This window comes from Legionella sp. (assembly GCF_047605385.1).
In the GTDB taxonomy this organism is placed as follows: Bacteria; Pseudomonadota; Gammaproteobacteria; order Legionellales; family Legionellaceae; genus Legionella.
Window position 1 is genome coordinate 106,103 of record NZ_JASGFU010000001.1, and the last position, 22,654, is coordinate 128,756.

Here is a 22,654-nt window from a genome sequence, read left to right on the forward strand (position 1 = left end):
CCACGACTCATGTGCTTGAATAAATGATTATTTTGCAAGGATTCATGGATGAAAAACATTGGAATTAGTGCTTTTATTTTCTATTTTTTATTTTTAGGTATTGTGTATGCTGCATCTAATATGGGTTTTGCTGTTGGTCCTCAGTACGATACAACTCATGTTTACGTTGCCCCCGAAGATTTTGATCGATTTATTTCCAGTTTTGTCGCCACTTTTGGTGGTAAAACTTCAAAACAAGGTATATTTCAAGTCACGCCAACTCTTAGTCAAACTATATCTCAGCTCGCTTTAACTCCAGTTGGAACCATTTCTGTTTTTGGTTTTAAAACACCCATTCCTTATCCCTTTGGTACTGAGCGTACTGGATATTTAGTCAATGATTTTGATAAAGCAATTTCTGCTGCACATTCTGCAGGTGCTGATGTGATTGTAAGTCCATTTTCTGATCCCATTGGCCGTGATGCCATCATTCAATGGCCGGGAGGGGTGAATATGCACATTTATTGGCATAACACACCACCATCTTATGAATCTTTATCCACAATTCCAGAAAATCGAGTTTACGTTTCCCAAGATAGAGCTAATTTATTTATTCAACGTTTTGTTCGTTTTGCAAAAGGTAAGGTAGTTACCGACGCACCACATGCTTCGGGTGTTGAAATTGGTCAACCAGGTACCACGTACCGCCGCGTTACCATTGAGTCGGAATTTGGTAAGATGCTGGTTATTATCACAAATGGGCATTTAGCATGGCCTTATGGGCGGGAAATCACTGGCTATCAAGTTACCAATTTGAATGATACTTTAGAAAAAGCTAAGGCGGTAGGAACCAAAGTACTTGTTGAACCGTTTGTGTCTGATCAACGCACTTCTGCAATGGTACAGTTCCCTGGTGGCTATATTGCCGAAGTTCATGAAACTGCTGAAAAAGCGTATGCCAAGCATTAAACGTGAGTGAGTTTTCATGTAATTAATATTGTAATTATGAGGTTGTCCATGTGTAGTCAACTATTGAAGTCTTGAGGGTCTAATTTTTTTCATTGCCATATCTTGCGCGGTAGAGTGTAAGATGTGATTATTAATAAAGATAATCCGCGAGGTTAATTGCTTGTCTGAAGCGGGTATTTGAATTTGATTCAATTGCTCCATAAATTCTTCCACTGTATTGATTTTTTTCTGCCGTAATAAGCTATTGATTTGAGTCGTATAAGTACCTTCTTTAAAAAAAGTGGGTGAATGCGTACTATAACTCCCTACATAATCGGTAAGTAACCCTTTAATTTTTTGTAATGGCGTTGTATATGTTTCGCAGAGCTGCGCGTAATTATGCTCTTGCTTTTGTCTCTTTACCTGTTCCTCTATTTCTGAACTCTCCAAACGCATGCGTTTCTTGCTTGCCGCAGCAGTAATGAATTGTTTGGCCAGTTTATTTAAATCTCTAAAATTAGGTGCTGGGAAGAGATTTTTAGCTTGGGCTTCAGCTACTTTCTGATCATAGACGTTAACTAATTTATTTGCCATCTCTACTGATAATCCCTGGTGCATTAAAATAGTTTTCATCTCTTGAGAGGTATAATCAGGCAGTACTTCGTGCAAAAAACGTCTTTTCACCGCATTGCTTAATTCTCTTCTTCCCCCCATGCTTGGTGGATTTTGTGTTCCCAAAATCATAAATCCTGGAGATGTAGGGCGTTTACCCTCTGGAGTTTTCCCCATCAATAATTCATTAATTAATTGCTCCATAATCAGTGAGCTGTTAATTTCATCAATAACGACTACAGCACCTTCATCAAAAGCTTTAAGTAAAAGTCGTTTTTTCTCTTCTGGATGCATGCTGGCGGGCATGCGATAGTAGCAATATTCTGGAACCTGGTCTTGATTAATCAATGCTTCGTGATATCCTTGGGCTTCTAAAGTTTCGCGTACTAATTGGGTTTTTCCAATGCCTGGAACTCCTTCCAAAATCATGCCATTGATGCCACCAAACATTTGCTGGTGAGTTATGGCCCTTGTACGACGGAAACGATGCAGCTCAATGAGTTCATTGAGCTTTTGTTGTGTTTGTTGCCGTGATGGAGTCATCAAAAATTTATTGTCCAAAAACTCTGGAGCTTTGTATGCGTTGAATAAAGGTTCTTGTGGTTTAAATTTCTGATCAAATTGGTGGTGTAAATGCTTAGGTACTAAATTCTTGCCAATGGTATAGGCATAATTGGCAGCTACTTTGCTTATATCTGCCTGGGGATTTTGCCGATGGTATTGCAGCACCAATAAAGCCATCATTTGTAATTCACGTGCAGAAATTAACACTTCTTCATGGGAATGTGTTATTAAAAAGGAATAAATAGGCAACAATTGTTGAGCAATATCAAAGCTATGTTCGGCAAGGCGTGTATACGCAAAAACCGGTTTTAGAATGTATTCATAAATGTATTCTTGAGGCATAGGTTCAAAAACTAAGGCATTGCCATGACGCGCAAAAAACGAAGGTAGACGGCGCTCGTCACTGTAGTTTTTAGGGTTCATCGCTGCACATACGCAATGTTCTGAAGTTAAGGGAAAATATTCCCCATCAACTAAAATGCCAGGAGGATTATTATATAGGCCTTCAAGCTCACTCAAGTCGGCATCGGTAATATTGGCTTCATCACGAAAAAGGACTTTGCGCCCTGGCTCTTTTGATGTTACCCAATCATGTATATCTGTAAAGACTTTGCTGTTGGCGGAGTTTAAATAGGTTTCCACGAAGGTGGATTTACCCACACCGGTAAGTCCTGTAATGCATACATTATGTTCTTGCGCAAGGAAGATCTCGAGTTCATTCTTGCGTTTTTTGATGAAGGCTTGAGCTTTTTCCTTGCTGTGCTCGGCATCAAAATCACCGGTATGCAAGTTCACGGGAAGGCTATTCATGCCTTCCCAGGCTTTGTCCGTAGAACTTAGAGGGGCACGTCTATAACTTTGCAAGCGTGCTTGTAGTATGGCCAGTGGCTCTGTTTCTAAAGGTTGGCCATCCACAACTTTAAGTTCTTCTGCAGTGAATTTTGTGCTTAAAATGGTGCTTTTTTCTTCAGTACTGACCTGATGAGGGATATTTTTAATATATTGGATTGGCGTCTCAAGTGTACTGATTATCATCAATTGCCCATTAGGATTAGCCGTAGAGAGTCGTTCTAATAAGAGCGGTGCCAAAGCATCACGCAGCTCTTGAGAGAAAGCTCCTTTTAAAATCACACGTTGATTCATCTTCAACGCCTTCAATAAAGCATTTTCGGTTTCATTAAACTCAAAGCGTAAATCGTCTTTTTTAAATTCACCACTGAGTTTGAATAATAAATCAGAAGCATCGCATTCGGATACATCAATGATCTGCCAATCTCCACTGCCATCAGCAAATTGTTTTACGGTCACATCCACATCGGAACTTGCAAAAATTAGAGTGTGTGGGTTGATTCCCAGGCATTGATCCCAAGGTACGCTGGTACTTTGAGGGGCTAGAGTTGCTTTAAGATACTCTGGTAGGATCACGCAGGGCGCCGCGTGACACACTAAATGCACTTGATATTTTTTACATTCATCCACAAGCATAGCCCATTCATCTTCACTAAGATCATGGGTGAGGTTGACGTGTAGTGTTTGTTTGGCATGGGCTTTAATTAGACCGTTTTTACTGTATAAGGCTTTTTGTTTTTTATCGCATTCATAGCGCACGAAAAGAGTATTAAACAGAGTTGAATTTAGTGTTTCTGCCCCGGGTTTAAAATCTGTATGCCAACTTAAAGTGATAGGAGCATTATTCCAGTCATAATTTTCTACTTTTCGTAGTTTTAAGTTCTTGGGAAGTACGATTTTACGCCCTGCATGTTCAATATAACCTAAGGCAAATGCTTGCTGCCAAAAACGATTAAAACGCTCATCCTGCCAAGGACCATTTTGGATTTCCAAAGGCCGATTGGTTTTTAATGCATCAACAAGTTTCCCTTCAGACCAATGCAATTCATTACCTTGAATCACCCAATATCCTAAGAGTAACTCTTCCCAGTTAGGAGAATGGTATAGATTAATCGGCTCCGCAATTGTGGCGCTTTGTTCTGCAGTTTCGAAATAATTTTGCCCTAACAGCGCATTCGTGATTTTTAAATAAGTTGCCCTTTTATCAAAACGTGAGGTGAAATCACTGCCGTGATAACAATCTGGCTTTTGCGGATTTCTTAAGCCAATAATACGGGCTTCTGGAGGAATAGGTGTACCATCAGCACGTCCTTCCAAGAACTCGTTAAATCGTATAATGTCTTCACGAGAAAAATTATTATAGTTGACGATTAAAATCGGAGGATTATTTTTATCGACGGGTGCGGTTAAGAAATCATGCAAACGCCCACCTGGGCCATTTTGCATGATACCTAAAGCTCCCTGATGAGCAACAAAAGGGGCTAAACATACTAAATCATCTGGTGAATTAATGACAAATACGGGGCGATTAATAGAATGACAGTATTTTTGTAAATACAGTTTATAGATTTCAAGTTCCTGATTATCAGGAATATTTACCAAGTGTTTTTTCTGCTCGTCATTATGGGTTAACTGCTGTGAGAGTTCAAAAGCATTTATTGTGGCAACGACATTTTGTTTCCAGGTTTCTAACGCATTATTGATTTGAGTCCATTGTTTATGTTCTGGAGTTTGATCAATTACCACATGCGTAATTGTCGGCTCCTCTTGAGATTTAGCAATGTCTGGGGCTGTCTGCGTAGGAATAGGGCGTCGTTTATGGGGATTATTTGCTTCATTAATATTCAATTGAGCAGGATAACCGCTTAAACTGATCCCATGCCAACGTCCCTCAAGAAATACTTCTGGATACATATGGCAATCATTATTAACAATACGAACAGGTATGTGTGGTAAATTTTGTTGCATAAGGGCTTTAAATAGCATGGCAGAATGTCGGCATGCCCCTTTTTTTTGTTTTGCAATGCATTCAAGATAATCAAAACCTGTAGGATTTGGTTGCTCTATTATGAGAGGTCCTTGGGTAAATGAGTTGCATATCTCGATATATTGTTGCATCTGAGGAGGAATTGTGGATGGTAATGAAGTACGTTTGGGAATGCGCAATAAAAAGTCAATGTCAATGGTTTGGGTGCTAGTGCTTCGCACATAATATTGGTTGTCTCGTTGAGAATAAGCAATTTCAACATCGACTTTAGGGTCAGTATGAAAATGAGTCAACATTTCATCAGGCTTCAGAGAAGTTAAAGCTTGCCATTCGGGGCTGATATTTAACTTTTGTTTTCCATAAACGTAGGATGTTTCTTTCTCTTTCGGTAGACTCTTTCCGATAGCAAAAACATCTTCTTCACAAGCTTGGGATTGAGGGGAGGGAATAAGTGCTATATTGGGCCCTTTTTGTAAATTAAACGCTTTATTGATATTGCAAGGTGTTGGCGATATAGAAAAACCACCAAAGACTGCCTGTCGATAATAGTTGGGCTCAGGTATTTTATCCTTGGGATCGAGAGGATAAAAAATACGAGGGATGTTATAGCTTATGTTGGGGTCATAATGAGTATCGGCATCTACTGACATAGTGCTGAATGCTGGACTTTGATTGATATTTATAGGTTCGGTTTTTTTTGTGTTTGCGTTTTTGGTTTCATTGAGCTTGTTAATAAGTTGTAATAACTCTGGATCTTCAGTGAGCTCTGATATGCAATTATCGATACTTAAATTTTTTAAATTAGGTGTTTTCGCAAGTAGTTTTTTTAGGCTATCCACACTGAGTGCACAGTCATTTAAAGTTAAGTCTTCTAGTAAGTATAGATTAAACTCTTGAGTAATTTCATCAACAAGGACCATCTTAGTTATGACTAAACTTCTTATATTTGGGGCATTACCTATGAGTTGATACAGTTCTTTCGAGTAAACCAAGTTATGAGCTAAATCCAATTCGAATTGTTGCAGTGAATCTAAATAAAATGTTTCGTTAATGTTTTCGTCAAAAACCTCTGATCCTAACTTTAAATATTTTAAATGGTGTGCCTGAGAAAGTATATTTTGCAATGATTGTGCATTTACTTGGCAATCCAGTATCAACTCTTCTAAATTGGGGAGAGAAACATTAAGTTCTTTATTTCGATCAATATTGGAACACTCTGTGATTTCAACTGATTTTAAATTGGGAGCTTTTGCAAGTATTGTGGCTAATTGTTCCGTATCAAAAGAGCAGCCCTTCAGCACAATTTTTTCTAGTGAATTAAATTCAATATTCTCTTGAGGAATAGGTCCATCAACAGAGCACTCAGATAAAGTTACTTGGCGAAGATTAGGAAGTTTTGACAATAGCGCAATTAAATCACCCTGTTTATAGTGTGGGTTTTTAATGTCTAAATTTTCAATTAATTGTAAATTTTCTATATTAGATTCAAATGCGGAGAATTGTTCTTTCCCTTCAATTGATAACGATTTTAGATTTGTAGTCGAAGCTAATATTTTATCAACAAGCTCTTTACTAATATTGGATTCTGATAACTCGAGTGATACCAGTTCAGGAAGATTTATTTTAACAGAAACATCACCAGGATAATTTTCTGTATCTTTATAGTTTCTTAAGTCTAATCTCTGTAACTCAGGTGTTTGAGATAATATCTGCTCAATAACTTTTGCTGATACGTTCACTGATAGTAAAGAAAAACTCTCTAAAGCGGGGAAATGATAAGTTTGTGTGCAATATCCCTTTATGGTGGAATAAAGAGAACTTAATGTTTTTAAGGAGTTTGAGTGGACTGTAAGCTTATATAAGTCATCAGCGCTTAAATATCCTCCGTTTACTTCAAGATATTCTAATAATGGCAAGTCCAGATTGGTGTGAAAATTTGGAATTGTTTGATTATCGAATTCTAACTTATTCAATAAAGGGGTGCGTTTCAATAGCTGAGGCAGTACTGCATTATCTTGTATCTCGGTAAACCCAAGGTGTTTCGTTGTGGCCAGGACATCCCCTTGTATGTATTGAGCGCTTGCAAAACTAAAAGTATTATTTTGAGTGAGCTCAACAATTTGTTTATTTTTGAAGATAATCTTTGTGTAATTTTCGATTCTATTAAATTTATCCAGCTTTTTTTGATTTTCTGAAATAAACTCATCTGCGAGTTCAGATAATTCATCATAAATAATGGTAATAGGTGGTGTAGCTTGCTTCATCACGGAGAAAAAATTTGTGTTAGAGTTACTCGTCTTATAATCAACAAGTTTGGATAGTTCTAAATAACGAGTTGGTCGTTGATTTTCAGGAGTAAACAAATACTCTAATTCATAATCATCCAGGAGAAGCACTTGATGCTTTTGTAATTTTTTTGTTTTTTCTATATAGTCGAGTACGTTTTGAGAGGTACTTAGGGAAATATTGCGTTCTATTGAAGCAGATAAATTTGCAATTTTCTCTTTAGTTAGAGGAATTAACTTCTCTTTTTGCCATATGTAACATGTAAAGCCTTTCTCAACAAGGCAATTTAATTTGCTAATATAATCATCAAGTTGCTTTTCTGTCCATTGATCTGCAGTCCAATCATAAAGTACAAATATTTTAGGTTCTAGGCCATTATTATTTGCACTTCGTTGCCAACAAGGCTTGCCATTAATGAATTTATTAACGTTTAACTGACCAGGAGCATTAAAACTATAGCTCGTATGTTCTTTATTTTTAGAATAGAAAAAGTGATTGGGTAGCATCAATATATTCCACTTAATGGATATTAATAAATTATACTAAGTGAATTAAATATACTCAAATATTACAGTATTTAATCTTTGATTTAACTAAAAGATGCTAAAATTAGCTATAAAAGCGATTACGGATACAAGGATTTATGGCAATAAAGAAATCATCAGGTAAACCTATTCTTCTTGACCTGGCATTGCAAGGCGGCGGCGCCCATGGCGCCTATACTTGGGGCGTTTTAGATAGGCTCCTGGAAGAGCCACGCCTGTTAATTGAGGGAATTTCCGGAACTTCAGCAGGCTCTATGAACGGGGCTGTTTTAGCCAGCGGTTATGCCAAAAACGGGGCTGAAGGGGCACGCCATGCTTTGCATGACTTTTGGTATCGCGTTTCTGAGGCAGCACGTTTCAGCCCTTTGCAACGAGGTATCTTTGATATTATTTCAGGTAATTGGACTATGGATTATTCACCTTCATTTATTACTTTTGAATTAGCATCGCATCTTTTTTCCCCATATGATCTGAATCCTGCTGCCTTAAATCCCTTGCGCGATATTCTTGCACACAGCATTGATTTTCCAGCACTAAAAAAATCACCAATTAAATTATTCATTACTGCAACGAATGTACGCACTGGTCGAGGCAATGTATTTCGTAATAGCGAAATTACAGCGGAAGTTTTATTAGCATCTTCTTGTTTACCTTTGATATTTCAAGCAATTGAAATTGATGGTGAAGCTTATTGGGATGGAGGATATACTGGAAACCCAACGATAACCCCTTTAGTAGAAGAGTGTGAGTCAAGTGATACTGTTTTGATACAAATTAATCCTGTTGAACGGCATGGGACTCCGAAAACCGCGCGCGATATTCTAAATCGCCTTAATGAGGTAGCGTTTAACGCCACATTAATGAAAGAGTTACGCATGTTGGCTATATTGCGAAAAACAGCGGGTACAGGAACAGGAGAGCGTGCACGCTGGGCGAAAATGCGTATTCATCGGATTACCAGTAATAAAATGGTGCAATTGGGTTATTCTTCAAAATTAAACGCAGAATGGTCATTTCTGCGTATGCTTTTTGAAGAGGGGCGTAAAACAGCCGATGTCTTCTTACATGACCATGGTACCGCATTAAATAAACGTTCTACGTTTAAATTGGAATCATTTCTTTAAACTTTAATCTGTTCATCACTGTGTATCAAAAGCGAAAATTTATTTACGCATAATTTGCTTTCACGGATTTATTCGTTAATTAATTCTTAAGCATAGCTGCCGTACACTTATAAAAAAGCAAATAGGAGACTACCATGTCAAATAAAAAACTAACTGAGCGTTTGAATTATGAGTTGGATGAACTTGGGGTTCCTACATTAATAATTGAGCGCATTCAAGCATGTACTAAGTTATTCAAGCTTCCAGCGTTTCAAATTGAAGCGTTACTCAACGGAGTTGTCGCATGTAATTCTGAAAAAATCCAACAAATTGCGGATGTACTTGAAGTCAGCAAAGATTGGCTGATGGGAAATTCTAAAACCAGACATTAATCGATATTATGATATTTATTTTAGTATGCTCTGTAAAAAGCCTAGGATATACTTTCTAAAGGCTGCATGATGATTACAGGAGTTACTCATGGCTAAAAGCTCATCTTCCCGATGGTCTATTCTTCTTTTAGCAATGATTTGTATAGGTATTATTTCTGGCATTGGCGGCATGTTTTTAGCTTTGTTTTTGCATTTTATCCAACATCTGGCATATGAGCATACAGTCACACCGATTATTCAAGGCACGACTTTTCTTTATGATGTTCGCATTGCATCACCTCATATCCGTGTCAGTGCTTTATTATTATGCGGGTGTGTAGCAGGATTTGGTTGGTGGGCTCTATTTCGTTACGGACAACCCTTGATTAGTATTGCTCATGCCATCAAATCTTCTCGACCTTATATGCCTATTGGCACAACGCTGATTCATGTTTTCTTACAAATTACAACAGTGGCTCTAGGTTCTCCCTTGGGACGGGAAGTAGCCCCCAGAGAGTTTGGTGCTACTTTTGCCTGTTGGCTTACTGATAAACTCAATTTGCATACTAAAGAACGACAAATATTGGTTGCCTGTGCTGCTGGGGCTGGATTAGCCGCGGTGTATAATGTCCCTTTTGGTGGGGCGATGTTTACCTTGGAGGTTTTACTCAAATCCTTTCACTGGTTTATAGTGATCCCAGCGCTTACCACTTCTGCAATTGCGGTTGTTATTTCATGGATTGGTTTGGGTAATGAGTCTTTTTATCATATTCCTACCCTAACGCTTAGTTCATCTGTGGTGGTTTGGTCTCTAGTTGTCGGCCCTATTTTAGGATTTATGGCTTATTGGTTTAAATATTTAACAAACCAAGCTCAAAACAAAGCACCTCATAATTGGAAAATTATTATATGGTGCTTAGGTAATTTTTTTGTTATTGGTTTAATCGCGATTGATTTTCCTGCTGTTTTAGGTAATGGTCGTTCTGTAACGCAATTAGGTTTTGATGAAAATGCTTTGGGATTAAGCATAACGGTGACTCTATTAATCTTACGAGTATTAATTGTATGCACCAGTATTAGGGCAGGGGCCACAGGAGGACTATTAACACCTTCGTTGGCTAATGGTGCATTACTCTCTGTGATTTTGGGAATTTTTTGGAGTTACTTTTGGCCTGGCATTTCTATAACTGCTTTTGCTGTCATTGGTAGTACGGCCTTTCTTGCAGCAGCACAAAAAATGCCAATTACGGCCATTATTTTGGTTATTGAATTTACGGGAATTGATTTTAGTTTTTTTATTCCTATTCTCTTTGCAGTTGCTGGTGCGATTAGTATGTTTAATTTGTGTACGAACTTAAAAATAGCACAGGGAAAATTATAAGTGATAGGTCGCCAAAAGATATTGAAAAACATCGCCTGTATGATATATAATCATAAAGCTCTTTTTTTATTAAATCCCAAAGGGTATTCATGAGAAAAGCATATATTTACAGCTATTATCAATCACTTCAATACTCTGTATCTGGTGGTATGCATAAAAATAATATAGAAACATTATTAAGAGAACTTATAAAAGATAATAAGATACAAGTCTCAATAGAAAATTTTAAAAAAATTGAGCGCTTGCGCCCAACATTAAATTATGAATATGAATTTCTCACTGCTTTAAGTTGCGATCTTGAAATAGCAATTCAAGAGCAAAAATTAATTCTATTAGCACAAAAACTTGGTTTTGAAGTAACCATTCTTGATGATCCTGATTGCAGACCAGATATGGATTATCTAGAGACTTATTCTATGGATGATATTGTTTTAGATGCAGACAAACTTATTAAAGGTAATTTGTACATTATTAATACTCATGGCCGTGAACAAGATATGGATGGACCTTATCAACAAAGTATCTACAATAGTTTAGAGTTGGAGCGAATCGTGCTTGACGCCTGTTCTTCGGCGTCAAAAAATTTCCCTATGAAAAAAAGTGGTAACCGCAGTGTTGTTGAGGTGGTTGCTGATGAGTGCATCAAAACCAATAAAGCAAATTCTTTAGAAATCGTTGGTTATGATAAACCTTTTTCTACCGAGCAATTTTTACTAACGGCTATTGCGGCATTTAGTGAAAAATCAATTATTGTTGAGCAATGCGGATTAACATTAATCACTATTGAAGATCGAAAGAGAGTATTGCAAAAGCTGGATGAAGAAAAGCAGTATGCAGCACAGCAGGCAAAATTAAAAATTTTTGCGAAATATGAAAATAATTTTTCTTCTGATGATTTGAAAAATTGCTTAATTGATATATGTTCAAAATTATCCTCTAACTTTCTTTATAGGTATGTGTATAATTATCGGAAAAAATTGAAAGAAGATTATCAAAGATGTGTAGTCATTGAGTTTTTAATGACTATAGCAGCTGAAGCTACAGGTGATGAACATTATTTACAGAATCTACTTGATTCGGATAGTAATGTTCATTCTAAAAGTATTAACAAACTATTAGAGCAGCTCAAAAAGGATAGAAAAGAGTATTTTGGCAAATGTTCTCATAAGAAATTACATGAACTAGCTGAACAAACAGACTCTGTTTGCTTTAAAATCAAACAAGATGATGATAAAGACTTGAATTCTTCGATAAGCGTGCTTCAAGTAATGATTTCTAAAAGTAGGGGATTATTAGCAATTCAGAACGATGTAACTAAAGCTTCTGAAAGCCAAATTAACGGGCAAAGAGATCGTTTTTTCTCTAATATCACAGACCCTAATTGCAATAAAAATAAGCAAGTCAGTATGGAAATGAAGGTCGTACCTGAGTTTTAGGATAGCGATATTTTTCATCCATAAATTAGAATGGAATAAAATTGGTAAGATTATGAAAAAATTATATATATCTAGTTATTATCAAAGTCAATTAGACCCAGTTGATCTGACTACAGTACCAACTGAATATAATCGTAAACAAGTTGAGAGCCTATTAAGTGAGCTTATAAAAGATAATGTGATACAGGTATCTGCAGAGAATTTAAGAAAAATTGAACATCTGCGCCAATCTCTTAGTTATAATTACAATTTTCTTAACGCATTAAGTTGTGATCTTGAGGTTGCCATTCAGGAGAAAAAACTTTTTAAGTTGGCTAAACAACTTGGTTACGAAGTGCACGACCGAACTCCAATAAGACCTAATTTCACGTATCTTGAAGACTATTCTCTTGAGCATATTGAACTTAAGACTGAAGAGCTATTTACTGGTGATATTTATATCGTAAATACCCATGGACGTAAAGATGGAATTGATGGTCCTTACGAACAAGCAATATGTAACTCATTAAATATACAAAGAATTTTAATTGATGCTTGTTCTTCTGCAGCCGAAAGTATGCCTGCAAAAAATAATAAAAATCGAAGCGTTATTGAAAAAGTAGCAGATGAATGCATCGACATGAATAAAGATAATAATCTTGAAATAATTGGTTATAAAAATGATTATTCTACAGAAGAGTTTTATCTGACCGCACGTGCTGCATTTGCCATAAGAGAAGTTATTGCAGAATATGACTTATTAAAATTAATTACTGTGCAAGATAGAAAGGCTCAACATACAGATATGGAGCATCTTGCCCGAGAACAACGATTGAAATTAATTGCAGAAACAAAAGAAAGTTTTACACCCGATGCTTTAAAGCGTTCTTTAATCACGCTGTGCTCTAAATTATCTTCTAAATACCTTTATGATTACCTTCAAGAGCATCTGAAGGGAAATTATAAAGCACACCAAGAAAGCCCTATATTAAAATTTTTAATAGATATTATTACTGCGGCCACAGGAAAAGAGAATTATTTGCAAACTCTTATAGAAGGTACAAATGGAGGCAAAATCCACTATAAAGCAATATTGGAAAATATAAAAGAACAACGAAAAACTTATTTTAATCAGTGCCCTCCTGATGTTTTAATTGAATTAGCACAGCAGGCAAAAAAAATCAGTGATCATCTAGAGCAAAATGATAAGGACATACTTTCATCTATTGCCATGCTAAGTAGGCTAATTGATGTATTAAAGCTACCGGAGCAAAATAAGAATGCTCAATATGGAAGATTTTTTATTTATATTGATAATTCTTCCTTAGAGGGCAATACTGCTGTTGATTTACCTCAAAAAATCGAATATAAAGTAATAACGTAGATAAAAAAATATTTATCAAGTTGCTCTTGTGCCAATATATGAGGATACTTGGCGTAGCTCTGATATCGCTCATCAGTTAAAAAATCAACAAGCATGTATATCTCACAAAACAACAAAGGGGAATTTGGCTTAGGTCAATCTAAAAAAATTAATTACTTATTTTTTAAACGTCGATCGTTTAGAAAATAAAAATGCGACTGAGCAACAACAGCAAAATGAAAGAATTAGCACCAGCTGTTTTTTCTATTGGATTGCATAAACATGTTGTATTTAAAAACAATCAAGTTGAACAAATTCTTGTTGATGCGGAATAACTACTTACAATAGTGGCAGAAAGATAAAAATGCGCACGTGTTTCAATTCTCAGACTACAAATTTACAGTACGATGCTTCAGGTGCTCAGATCTGCATCTTGTTAATACAAGCCAGAGCGCAGCGATATGGCAATCGCACTCAATCACGTGAACGTTTGCCTGCCCGCATGAGTTCCCGAAGTGATTCGAGCGATTTTGGTCAACATGGAAACGATTCGTAATAATAGGTTAGGTAATTTTAAGCTTATGTTTTCATCGAAAAAATTGAAATGCCTACAGATGTTGAGAATACCTACACATTCTGTATTTCGGGAACGCATGCGGGCAGGCAAACGTTCACGTGATTGAGTGCGATTGCCATAAGGTTAATCAATATGTTTATTATATCCATTATATTCAGTCATCAACAATTTCTTTTAGCTTATGAATGGGATCCAGCATTAAGGATTCTATTAGCACTTGGTGTACATGAAAACTTTTACCGAGATCTGGAGTTTATGAGGAATCAGTAAGAGTTGAGGCGTATGGGGAGTATAAAAACGACATTTTAAGTCTGATTATTTTGATAATCAGACCGTATATTAAACCCGTAAACAACGTGTACAACGTGTACAACGTAAGAAATATGATATATTTTTGTTCTATTCGTTTTAGAAATACACAATGAAAGTTCAAAGAATTAAATTAGGTGCTTATGATTATTCTTGGCTGGTTTTAGATAATAATCATTTACCCATCAAACCAATCACTGAGTTTATTCGTTATTTAAATAATATAGAAAGGCTGGAAAATTGATGAAAACAGAAAGCCAGATTGATGCCTTGAAGACAGCCGCGCAAAATAAAAGCTCCGAAACATTTAAACGATTTCTTGAAGCATTAGAAATTATGCAAAAAGATAATATACCAATCAATGTAGAGTCAGTTGCTAAATTTGCAAATGTTTCAAAGCGTTGGATTTATAATAATCCTGATTTATTAGAACAAATTAAAAATATGATGAGAGATCAGGCGGTTAAATTAAGTACTAAAGAACGTGAAATAGGAATATTAAGCAAATTAAATTACTCAGGCAACAAAATGAAGAGCTTAAACAACAACTCGAAGTTGCTTATGCTGCGCTTTACAACAAATCTAACTAATAGGCAGAAGAGCATTATATTGTCTAAGTGCTTCCTCTGGCTTAATTGTTGAGCCCTTTTCTAAAATTTTAGTTGCTAAAATAACTTTTGTTTTTAAATGCGTTGGAATGGAAAATTTCGAAGTAAAATACATCTGATCTAGTCCTATACCAAAGGCACAATTTTCATATCCAAGCATCCTAAAATAATTTTTAGGATTTTTCATGCTATCAAGAAGCACATACTCATGTAATGTTGGATTATAGAAACCATAAGTCATATAATAATGAATGCCCTTATATTCCATTTTTTCAATTACTTGCTTTAAATTTTCATGCAATTTTTCTGGCGAATATAATTCTGTATACATGCCAGTTTTTTCTGTTACAGAGCGCTCATTCTCTGGATAAGGAGGATTTAGAGCGATAAAATCATCAGAATGAATATCAACTAATGTATCCAAAAAATCACCACTTCTAAATTCAATATGGTTTGCATTAAATAGCCCAGAAACTCTATCAATTTCTGCATTAAATTGCGCAATCGATAAATTTGCTTTCTCTAAAAATCTCTCACTGGATTTACCTTCAAAAAGCGGCCCTTCGCGATAGAGAATATCGCCTGTACTATTATGAAATAAAATACCTGACCAAGAATGGTTAATAATAAAAGGCAATATCAATGCTTTTTCTTCATCACTATTAGCATGATTATAAATTTCTATTATTTTTAAAAAGTAAACTTTTTTTGCAGTCGATTGTTCAAACCCTTGTTCCAGCAATGTATAGCGTTCTTTTAAAAGCGCTGGCTCATCTTTAATTAGCTTAAGCGAGAGAATAAGAATTTTATCGCTATCGTTAATTATGTATTGCTCAGCAAGCCCCAATTCCATAGCAGCAATAGTCCAAGAAGCGCAGCCAGAAAAAGGCTCTATGCAACGTTTATATTTTTTTCCATCATTATTAAATTGAATAATTGAAAAATGTTCTTTAAGCCAACTGCTATCAGGATGCATATGGCCTGAGGTATCAGGAAGGCTTAAAAAGCGATTCCCAAGGTAATGTAAAGGACCGCCATAATTTTCACTAAATTGAACAGAATTCATATGTTTTCCTGAGATTTAACAAGTCAAATAGTTTAATGAAAAATGATTATCAAAATTATCACGGCCAACACTTCTTGAATGAGGCTTTATATTAACCTCAATATCTTGGTTAAGTAAGATCAAGAAAGTAATCAGCTTGTCAATTGAAAAGCCAGATAATTGACCGCGAGATAGCCTGGATACTTTCGGCTGATCAATTCCCAAAAGCTTTGCTGTTTCAACTTGAGTAAGGTTTTTCTCAGTAATAACTTTATTAATAACCATAGCAAATTTAGCTTTTAGCAAACGTTCATCTGCATCACGATAACCTACTAAATCCTGGAAAACATTTCCAGATGATTTTGTAAATTTTAACTCTTCAGAATCACTCATAACTCACCTCTCTGTAAAGCCATCTTCAGTTGCTTTAACCTAGTTTCAATGATATTTAAATCAGGTTTAGATGTTTTAATGCCAGACTTTGATTTTTTCTGGAATGCATGTAGAACGTACAAACAATCATCAAGATTTACTACATAGACAGCTCTATAAGCATCCGTATTAAAATCACTCACAATTTCATATACACCAGAACCATGTCCCTTAAAACATCTTTGCTGATGAATATGTGTTACCCATTTGAGCACAATGTAATGCATAACCTATTTCATCAGGAAATGATTTTAAATCATCTAGGCTTCGACCAAGCCACACTAATTCCTTCACAACTAATTAAATAATATGCCAAAAATAGCATAATTTCAAGAGTTGAGCAATATAATCATTAACTCTCAATTATCTTATTGATTAATAGAGATAAAATGAATAGAATATGCGCTGTGCGCGTTCTATACGATTAAAATATCCATTAATTAGTCCTCTTACATTAAGTAAGACATGCAATAGTCATGAAGGAAATAGAGTTACTCGATAAAGAGCTTTATTCTACACTGCATTGGAATAAAGTTTGCGACCTGATTCATGAATATAATTATGATTTAATTATTGATTTGGGACCTGGCAATGCCATGATTCACTTTCTGAATGAAAACGCATTTATTGATGAGCTTATTAGTTGCCTCTGATTATAAAAATAGCGTCGGATTTAAGGTTGCGCTATCAAAAGAGCTTGTCTAAATATTAGAGGATGATTATTGGGTTAATGAGAAACTATGCTGTTCTTCAGTAGGTAGGTCAGGTTTAAATAGTTTGACTAAAGCCACTACTGGTGCAATAAGTAAAGTTAAAGCAAGTCCTAAACTAAATCTTGCAATTTCTAAAGGAAGTGCAATAGAAAATGCTAAAATATTAATAAAAACATTATGATCAAGCTCATTTAGCAACGCCCGGGAAATCAAAGGAAATATTAAATAATCTAATATTCCTTTTGAGGTTACCTAAAGATATCCAAAGGTATAGTGATTACCTACTAGAATTTCAAAAACCTGATAAAAGGATGATGCCCCTTTGCTCATTTTAATATTTTCAGATACTGTATTATCAATAATCTCTTGCCCTAATTTTTCTTCAGCTACTACATATGAAGGATATGCTATTCCAGAATTTTTTGATGCAGGATTTAAAGCGTTAAAAAAGGATACTGCCACAAGAGTTCTCTATTGTTAATTTGAACAAAATATACAATATAAATATTGTCATATCAACTTTTATTGTGTGAAAAACTGGGTCAAGATCAAATGTTAATTCTGGGACAAACTGTTACTCATGAATTTCTTTTCTATGACCGACTTCAAGCACTAAAATAGTAATATCTTCATCCTGGATTCTGCAAATTATCCTATAATCCCCTACTCGGTAACGCCATAATCCCGACCTATCAAATGATAGACTTTTTCCCATATCGCGTGGATTATTAAGAGGACTTATTTTTTTGTCCATATAATCCATTATTTTTTTAGCAACCGACTTGTTCATTTTCCTTAATTGCTTTCTGGTAATATCGTTATAATTAATCGTCCAGACCAAGTTCTTTCCTTATTTCTTCTGCAGAGTAAATGTGCTTTGTATTCCTTAAAGCTTCCATTCCTACATAGTAGTCGTTTAAATCTTCTAAGTAATACTTAATAGCTTCCCTTACTATAAAGCTTTTTGAACGCCTTGCTTTTTTAGCAGTTTCCGCTAATTCATGCTCAAGCTCATCAGGCAATCTAATGGCAATAGACATAACAATTTCCTCTTAATATGTATTTTTTATTATTATACACTATTATACAGAGTTATGCATAAGTGTTAACAGAAATGAATAATAAAATAGAACACCTTTTTAAATTGAATGAATTGCTTCTAAAGCTTCGCTTTTATAGGTTTTATTGGTCATTATTCAGAAAAATCAAAACACTATAGTACACTCGCCTGAAAATCCAATTTTGATTCATGGGACTGCTTCATAATATTTGCTTTAGCATCATCAATAAGCCGCCAAACGACAACTAAATCGACCAGCAGGTGCGAGTATCCCGGCCAGCGGCAACGCCTAGCCATAGTTATGCCCTCGGACTTATATAATGCAAAAGTCGAACCAAGCCCAGCAATAATTTTTCCCTCCACGACCGCAGCTACCTCTTTAGTCTCCAACCCAGATTTAACCTCGCGATTGAAATCATCAAATTGAGCAAGAATAGGGTAAAAAGAACGGTTCCTTTCACAAAGCCTCTGTAATAACCACACTATTTTGCGCTGTGCATTACCTACCCCTTCACGCCAATGGGAGTGAGCTGTCTTCCATAGATTATTCTGTTCTGCTTCATTATAGAGTCTAATGGAGGTTCTATAGGCATTAATTAGGCTAAATGCAGTGCGATTATCACAATACTGTATGCCATTTTGTTCATACAGTATGCCTTGTCGATGCAGCGTGTATTGAAATAAACGAGTAATGAGCTGGTGCTCAACATTACTCGAGCGGCGTGAGGAGTTGTTTTCCATGGCATCAAAGGAGTGTTTAAATGCTTCAAATAAGGTTTTATCCTCTTCTGAGGTGAAGATGGGTTCAATTGGCACAATTTCTTTTGTTGCATACTTGATATAGTAAAAATTTACCATTTTATTTGAGTCTGTATAATAAACAATTCCATCTGGATTTTCCAACAAAGGAAAACTGACTTCATGTTGTGTGCCATCAGGCAAAACAACCGTTTGTTTAAATTGAGTAAGTTCTGTGAAATCTTCAGAAGCCATAACTAAAGGAGCGCGATCTAATTTAACTAAATCAGCACCACCACGTCCTAGCTCAGTCGTTTGCATCTGACACGTGGTTTTGAAGTTATCGGGAATCAAAGGCAGTAGTTGTTTTTTCATATCTGCATCACACAGAAAGTGGATGAGTTGATAGGCGGATGTATTATAAAAAGTGCACCCATCAGGGTCAATGACATTTCCTTTTTGGAATAATGACAAAGGGTCTTTTTTTTGCAATTGCTTTTAGCGTTTCCAAATTACCTTGAGCCACACAATCTCTGGCTTTAATGGATAGTAGATGTAGATGAGGTTTGAATAAATTATAAGTTGTTATGGAGGAACGTATGGCGTTTAATTCATCAGGAACAGATAAGTAGCTTGCTATAGTTCCAATAGTCTTAACATCTAACAGGCCAAAAATATTATTGATATCTTTGGGTACGAACGTCTTCTCTTCTTTGCTCTGTGACATGGATACATCTGGGTTCTAGGAATAATGATAAAATATTATATATTACATTGAACTTATTGCATACAAAATATGCAATTGGAATTTGCGGAAATTTGGCCCAGTTCCTTTGGGGGTATAAAATTTTATCAATGGATCATGTCATTAAAGATGGACTTTAAACCTCGCATTTTGAAGTTTAATTGTCTTCTGCTAAATTTTATTTACGTTTTGGCAGTGCCACAAATAATGCGCCTGCGTGATTTAGCTCATTGGCTTCTACACCAGCTTGGTCACCCTCACCCTTATAGATATCAACATGAGCTCCAATAATGGCACCACCTGTATCTTGAGCCACACACCATGACGTAGATTTTTTGCAATTATAGATAAAATTCATTCCAATAGGAATTACCTTGTGATCTGTTGCGCATGATGCATGTGGAGTTAGAGAAATATTTTCTGAGCCATAAGGTCCACCATTTTCTTTAGCGAAAAATACATAGCTTTGATCGCGGTTTCGCAAGTCGGCGGCTTTCTCGCGGTTAAGAGGGTTATCTAGATATTGGCGAATTAGTTTTTCTGATGCACTACTTTGTCTAATTTCTTTAGACACATTACAACGTAATTTTGCCTCATCATGACATTTAGGATCCTTAGCACAACGTTCAATTATATCAAGGTTACCACCACAGGTTGGGTCTTGTGCGCATTGGACTATACGACCCAACATAGTGCGTGGCCTACCGTTGGCGCCATCGTAATTGATATGGAGTAATTTACCATCAAGCATTAATGAACCAGAACCTTGAACCATTAAAAAAGCCGGGTCATTTGGATCTTTAACGTAGCCAATTATGTATTTTGGATTTAAAGCTCCATGATCAATTTCATTTCGGTCTGGCACTACAGTGTATGTGCCATTGGCATTTTTCAGACAAAATCCACGTACCATGTTGGTAAGTGGATCAACTCCACAAAGGGAAGTTTTTAAATTCAATTTCTTGCCTTCGGAAGCTACACTCACCACACCTGGGTTACTATAGATAGGATATAAAAACGCTCTACTACGTTTTGTACGAGCCTCCAGAGCGGCTGGCGCGTAATAAGCAGTAAATTGAAACTCACCTTTTTTAAATCCTGCATGGTTTTCAGGCCAACCATCACTTTTATACCAATCAAATTCGGTTTTGATACGTGATAGATATTTTTGAAAATCGCCATGGGCTGATTTTGCAAGAGCGAGCATTTTTTTGTTGGTATTAAAACACCACTCTTGGCGCGTGAATTTATGACCAGCAATAATCACTGTCTGAAATTCACTTTGTTTTCTATTACAATTTTTAATCTGATTATTTAATGCTTTAATCACTTCGTCCATATTGCCCACAGGGTTATCTAAAGGCAGCTCTGATGCTGAAATTTTGTGAAATTTAAAGCGCAATACACCGGGTTCTTTGGCAGCCATTTTTTGTCTTGCGGTAAAGTCTGCGAGCCTTCTAACATCTAAACAATGCTGAATTGCATCAGTAGGGAGTCCTGCTTGAGTAATGATACTAAACGTCATTAGTGCAATTATTAAAACCGATTGAAACATTGATATCCTTTAGCCTAGCCATCTAACAGGATTAAAGTTTACAGAAAATATCAGTACATTGCGAATGTTATAAATCAAAGTAATAATATTGAGGCAAACTCTAACTTTATATGGCTTATGGAGCAAACCATGAAAAAAATCTATAGAACCGGCGCATAATTCAAAATTTTTTTACCCTTATTATTTATGATGACAGCGACTCAGGCAGCTACTCCATTATGGACTTTAACACCTCTAACACAAACCACCTACTCTATACCTAACAATGGTATGATTACAATCCAATATAGGGTTACTAATCAGTCACCTAGAACACATACTTTAACCATGATTCCTATCAATGGAGTAAATCAAATAACCTCAACAGGTAATTGTCCTTTAGCTTTTACTCTTTACTTTAAGCAAAGCTGCATACTCACTTTACAAATTGTCGGAAGTACATTAACTTCTAATATCACTGGTGGCCCTAAAATAGGTCAGCATGCAAACCTTTTGCAATGTTATCAACCAAGTATAATAAATAGGTTAAATATTACTAAAACCCCAATTTTGAATACTTATACTTATATAACGAACGCTAACAATAATTCGTTAATCAAATGCACCCTCGATCCAATTAATGGTACTTTAATTGATTGTATTGACTCCGGTGCATATGGTTTAGGCACACCTTTTGGGATTAGTATTCATCCAATTATTAAAAATAATTTACATTGTTAACTCGAGCTTAAATTCAGTTACTTTATGTAATTTAGGAACTACCGGAAACATAGAACGTTGTGCTGATTCAGGAGTGGGAGGATTAGATAGTCCACATGGAATAGCTTTAAACCCGGCAAAGACATTTATTTATATTACTAATGATAATAATGTCATCACTAAATGCTCTATTAATTCTAATAATGGAGCATTAGAAAATTGTTCTAATGCTGGTGCTACATTAGTTGTTCGTCCTCGAGGTATTGCAATCAATAATTCGGGAACACGGGCGTATATCGCTAATTTTTCTGGTTCAAGTAGAATAATAGTTATGTGTACTATTAATTCGAATACAGGGTTAATGAATAATTGTGTTAATTCTGGCGCATTATTTTCAATGCCAACATATGGTGTTATTTTAAATAGTAATAATACTATAGCATACATTAGTGATGGAGATACTACCCTTTCACAATGCAATATTAATCCAACTACAGGTTTTTTATCGGGATGTGCTTCTCTTAATGTTTCAGGATTAAATGGACCATTATTTATAGCACGTAACCCTAATAATTCTATTATTTATATTCCTAATGCAGGTAATAATACAATTACTCAATGCCAATAGTTGGAAATAATATATCAGAATTATGCACCACGATGACATCGGGTAGCCTAAATGAGCCTGCAGCACTTGCTATTGGATAGTTAATAAAATCCACATGTAATAAAGGCGCATTGAGCGCCATACCATCTCAGTCAGCGACTTA

At 35.7% G+C, this 22,654-nt stretch carries 25 protein-coding genes; 13 read left to right on the plus strand and 12 right to left on the minus strand.

Annotation, left to right across the window (positions count from 1 at the left end):
• Positions 1-48 precede the first annotated feature (48 nt).
• A complete protein-coding gene (locus QM652_RS00490) occupies positions 49-948 on the plus strand; it encodes a glyoxalase (protein WP_415072183.1) in 900 nt (299 codons plus the stop codon).
• A gap of 60 nt (positions 949-1,008) precedes the next feature.
• On the opposite strand, the gene QM652_RS00495 is transcribed toward QM652_RS00490, so the two are convergent.
• Entirely contained in the window at positions 1,009-7,731 is a 6,723-nt protein-coding gene (locus tag QM652_RS00495; RefSeq protein WP_415072184.1) for an AAA family ATPase, read from the minus strand.
• A gap of 137 nt (positions 7,732-7,868) precedes the next feature.
• On the opposite strand from QM652_RS00495, the gene QM652_RS00500 reads away from it, so the two are divergent.
• The 9 genes from QM652_RS00500 to QM652_RS00540 all read left to right on the plus strand — a co-directional run bounded on the left by QM652_RS00500 (position 7,869) and on the right by QM652_RS00540 (position 14,931).
• Entirely contained in the window at positions 7,869-8,894 is a 1,026-nt protein-coding gene (locus QM652_RS00500; protein WP_415072185.1) for a patatin-like phospholipase family protein, read from the plus strand.
• A gap of 134 nt (positions 8,895-9,028) precedes the next feature.
• A complete protein-coding gene (locus QM652_RS00505; RefSeq protein WP_415072186.1) occupies positions 9,029-9,265 on the plus strand; it encodes a hypothetical protein in 237 nt (78 codons plus the stop codon).
• 88 nt (positions 9,266-9,353) lie between these two features.
• A complete protein-coding gene (locus tag QM652_RS00510) occupies positions 9,354-10,625 on the plus strand; it encodes a chloride channel protein (protein ID WP_415072187.1) in 1,272 nt (423 codons plus the stop codon).
• A gap of 89 nt (positions 10,626-10,714) precedes the next feature.
• Entirely contained in the window at positions 10,715-12,061 is a 1,347-nt protein-coding gene (locus QM652_RS00515) for a hypothetical protein (protein ID WP_415072188.1), read from the plus strand.
• A gap of 52 nt (positions 12,062-12,113) precedes the next feature.
• Positions 12,114-13,424 carry a hypothetical protein gene (locus QM652_RS00520; protein WP_415072189.1) on the plus strand — a complete coding sequence of 437 codons (1,311 nt, stop codon included), beginning with the start codon at positions 12,114-12,116 and terminating at the stop codon, positions 13,422-13,424.
• 191 nt (positions 13,425-13,615) lie between these two features.
• The gene (locus tag QM652_RS00525; protein ID WP_415072190.1) at positions 13,616-13,738 is read left to right on the plus strand and encodes a hypothetical protein; all 123 of its coding nucleotides are present in this window, start codon (positions 13,616-13,618) and stop codon (positions 13,736-13,738) included.
• Between the two features lie 374 nt (positions 13,739-14,112).
• On the plus strand, positions 14,113-14,250 hold the full coding sequence (locus QM652_RS00530) for a type II toxin-antitoxin system RelE/ParE family toxin (RefSeq protein WP_415072191.1): 138 nt from the start codon (positions 14,113-14,115) through the stop codon (positions 14,248-14,250).
• Between the two features lie 151 nt (positions 14,251-14,401).
• Positions 14,402-14,533 (plus strand): hypothetical protein, encoded by a 132-nt coding sequence (locus tag QM652_RS00535; RefSeq protein WP_415072192.1) that lies wholly within the window; start codon positions 14,402-14,404, stop codon positions 14,531-14,533.
• A complete protein-coding gene (locus QM652_RS00540; protein ID WP_415072193.1) occupies positions 14,533-14,931 on the plus strand; it encodes a DUF6262 family protein in 399 nt (132 codons plus the stop codon). Before QM652_RS00535 ends, QM652_RS00540 begins: the two co-directional genes overlap by 1 nt.
• Here QM652_RS00540 and QM652_RS00545 read toward each other — a convergent pair.
• Genes QM652_RS00545 through QM652_RS00555 form a run of 3 tightly spaced genes read right to left on the minus strand, consistent with a single transcriptional unit; the run spans position 14,872 to position 16,601 of the window.
• A complete protein-coding gene (locus tag QM652_RS00545; RefSeq protein ID WP_415072194.1) occupies positions 14,872-15,963 on the minus strand; it encodes a DNA adenine methylase in 1,092 nt (363 codons plus the stop codon). The genes QM652_RS00540 and QM652_RS00545 overlap by 60 nt on opposite strands.
• Before the next feature lie 15 nt (positions 15,964-15,978).
• Positions 15,979-16,335 (minus strand): helix-turn-helix domain-containing protein, encoded by a 357-nt coding sequence (locus QM652_RS00550; RefSeq protein WP_415072195.1) that lies wholly within the window; start codon positions 16,333-16,335, stop codon positions 15,979-15,981.
• A complete protein-coding gene (locus tag QM652_RS00555) occupies positions 16,332-16,601 on the minus strand; it encodes a type II toxin-antitoxin system RelE/ParE family toxin (RefSeq protein ID WP_415072196.1) in 270 nt (89 codons plus the stop codon). Before QM652_RS00555 ends, QM652_RS00550 begins: the two co-directional genes overlap by 4 nt.
• Positions 16,602-16,850: 249 nt before the next feature.
• Between QM652_RS00555 and QM652_RS00560 the strand changes: the two genes are divergently transcribed.
• Entirely contained in the window at positions 16,851-17,027 is a 177-nt protein-coding gene (locus tag QM652_RS00560) for a hypothetical protein (protein WP_415072197.1), read from the plus strand.
• Between the two features lie 66 nt (positions 17,028-17,093).
• Here QM652_RS00560 and QM652_RS00565 read toward each other — a convergent pair whose 3' ends face one another.
• The 7 genes from QM652_RS00565 to QM652_RS00595 form a co-directional block, all read right to left on the minus strand.
• Entirely contained in the window at positions 17,094-17,285 is a 192-nt protein-coding gene (locus QM652_RS00565; RefSeq protein ID WP_415072198.1) for a hypothetical protein, read from the minus strand.
• 54 nt (positions 17,286-17,339) lie between these two features.
• Positions 17,340-17,549: a hypothetical protein gene (locus tag QM652_RS00570; RefSeq protein WP_415072199.1), complete on the minus strand. Its 210-nt coding sequence runs from the start codon at positions 17,547-17,549 to the stop codon at positions 17,340-17,342.
• A gap of 112 nt (positions 17,550-17,661) precedes the next feature.
• Complete coding sequence (locus QM652_RS00575) at positions 17,662-17,928, minus strand: type II toxin-antitoxin system RelE family toxin (protein WP_415072200.1); 267 nt, start codon at positions 17,926-17,928, stop codon at positions 17,662-17,664.
• The gene (locus QM652_RS00580; protein ID WP_415072201.1) at positions 17,912-18,127 is read right to left on the minus strand and encodes a ribbon-helix-helix protein, CopG family; all 216 of its coding nucleotides are present in this window, start codon (positions 18,125-18,127) and stop codon (positions 17,912-17,914) included. The genes QM652_RS00575 and QM652_RS00580 overlap by 17 nt, the downstream gene beginning before the upstream one ends.
• 173 nt (positions 18,128-18,300) lie before the next feature.
• Complete coding sequence (locus QM652_RS00585) at positions 18,301-19,260, minus strand: hypothetical protein (protein ID WP_415072202.1); 960 nt, start codon at positions 19,258-19,260, stop codon at positions 18,301-18,303.
• 67 nt (positions 19,261-19,327) lie between these two features.
• The gene (locus QM652_RS00590) at positions 19,328-19,612 is read right to left on the minus strand and encodes a hypothetical protein (protein WP_415072203.1); all 285 of its coding nucleotides are present in this window, start codon (positions 19,610-19,612) and stop codon (positions 19,328-19,330) included.
• Between the two features lie 196 nt (positions 19,613-19,808).
• Positions 19,809-21,185, minus strand: coding sequence for an MltA domain-containing protein (locus QM652_RS00595; protein WP_415072204.1), 1,377 nt, complete (start codon positions 21,183-21,185; stop codon positions 19,809-19,811).
• 186 nt (positions 21,186-21,371) lie between these two features.
• On the opposite strand from QM652_RS00595, the gene QM652_RS00600 reads away from it, so the two are divergent.
• A complete protein-coding gene (locus tag QM652_RS00600; RefSeq protein WP_415072205.1) occupies positions 21,372-21,905 on the plus strand; it encodes a hypothetical protein in 534 nt (177 codons plus the stop codon).
• A complete protein-coding gene (locus tag QM652_RS00605; RefSeq protein ID WP_415072206.1) occupies positions 21,859-22,512 on the plus strand; it encodes a beta-propeller fold lactonase family protein in 654 nt (217 codons plus the stop codon). Before QM652_RS00600 ends, QM652_RS00605 begins: the two co-directional genes overlap by 47 nt.
• On the opposite strand, the gene QM652_RS00610 is transcribed toward QM652_RS00605, so the two are convergent.
• Positions 22,496-22,633 (minus strand): hypothetical protein, encoded by a 138-nt coding sequence (locus tag QM652_RS00610; protein ID WP_415072207.1) that lies wholly within the window; start codon positions 22,631-22,633, stop codon positions 22,496-22,498. The two genes, QM652_RS00605 and QM652_RS00610, sit on opposite strands and share 17 nt — an antisense overlap.
• Positions 22,634-22,654: the final 21 nt, after the last annotated feature.

Bases quoted from the DNA above. Each gene is read 5' to 3' on its own strand.
- QM652_RS00490 (WP_415072183.1), top strand. From the start codon at position 49: ATGAAAAACATTGGAATTAGTGCTTTTATTTTCTATTTTTTATTTTTA.
- QM652_RS00495 (WP_415072184.1), bottom strand. From the start codon at position 7,731: ATGCTACCCAATCACTTTTTCTATTCTAAAAATAAAGAACATACGAGC.
- QM652_RS00500 (WP_415072185.1), top strand. From the start codon at position 7,869: ATGGCAATAAAGAAATCATCAGGTAAACCTATTCTTCTTGACCTGGCA.
- QM652_RS00505 (WP_415072186.1), top strand. From the start codon at position 9,029: ATGTCAAATAAAAAACTAACTGAGCGTTTGAATTATGAGTTGGATGAA.
- QM652_RS00510 (WP_415072187.1), top strand. From the start codon at position 9,354: ATGGCTAAAAGCTCATCTTCCCGATGGTCTATTCTTCTTTTAGCAATG.
- QM652_RS00515 (WP_415072188.1), top strand. From the start codon at position 10,715: ATGAGAAAAGCATATATTTACAGCTATTATCAATCACTTCAATACTCT.
- QM652_RS00520 (WP_415072189.1), top strand. From the start codon at position 12,114: ATGAAAAAATTATATATATCTAGTTATTATCAAAGTCAATTAGACCCA.
- QM652_RS00525 (WP_415072190.1), top strand. From the start codon at position 13,616: ATGCGACTGAGCAACAACAGCAAAATGAAAGAATTAGCACCAGCTGTT.
- QM652_RS00530 (WP_415072191.1), top strand. From the start codon at position 14,113: ATGTTTATTATATCCATTATATTCAGTCATCAACAATTTCTTTTAGCT.
- QM652_RS00535 (WP_415072192.1), top strand. From the start codon at position 14,402: ATGAAAGTTCAAAGAATTAAATTAGGTGCTTATGATTATTCTTGGCTG.
- QM652_RS00540 (WP_415072193.1), top strand. From the start codon at position 14,533: ATGAAAACAGAAAGCCAGATTGATGCCTTGAAGACAGCCGCGCAAAAT.
- QM652_RS00545 (WP_415072194.1), bottom strand. From the start codon at position 15,963: ATGAATTCTGTTCAATTTAGTGAAAATTATGGCGGTCCTTTACATTAC.
- QM652_RS00550 (WP_415072195.1), bottom strand. From the start codon at position 16,335: ATGAGTGATTCTGAAGAGTTAAAATTTACAAAATCATCTGGAAATGTT.
- QM652_RS00555 (WP_415072196.1), bottom strand. From the start codon at position 16,601: ATGCATTACATTGTGCTCAAATGGGTAACACATATTCATCAGCAAAGA.
- QM652_RS00560 (WP_415072197.1), top strand. From the start codon at position 16,851: ATGAAGGAAATAGAGTTACTCGATAAAGAGCTTTATTCTACACTGCAT.
- QM652_RS00580 (WP_415072201.1), bottom strand. From the start codon at position 18,127: ATGTCTATTGCCATTAGATTGCCTGATGAGCTTGAGCATGAATTAGCG.
- QM652_RS00585 (WP_415072202.1), bottom strand. From the start codon at position 19,260: ATGAAAAAACAACTACTGCCTTTGATTCCCGATAACTTCAAAACCACG.
- QM652_RS00590 (WP_415072203.1), bottom strand. From the start codon at position 19,612: ATGTCACAGAGCAAAGAAGAGAAGACGTTCGTACCCAAAGATATCAAT.
- QM652_RS00595 (WP_415072204.1), bottom strand. From the start codon at position 21,185: ATGTTTCAATCGGTTTTAATAATTGCACTAATGACGTTTAGTATCATT.
- QM652_RS00600 (WP_415072205.1), top strand. From the start codon at position 21,372: ATGATGACAGCGACTCAGGCAGCTACTCCATTATGGACTTTAACACCT.
- QM652_RS00610 (WP_415072207.1), bottom strand. From the start codon at position 22,633: ATGGCGCTCAATGCGCCTTTATTACATGTGGATTTTATTAACTATCCA.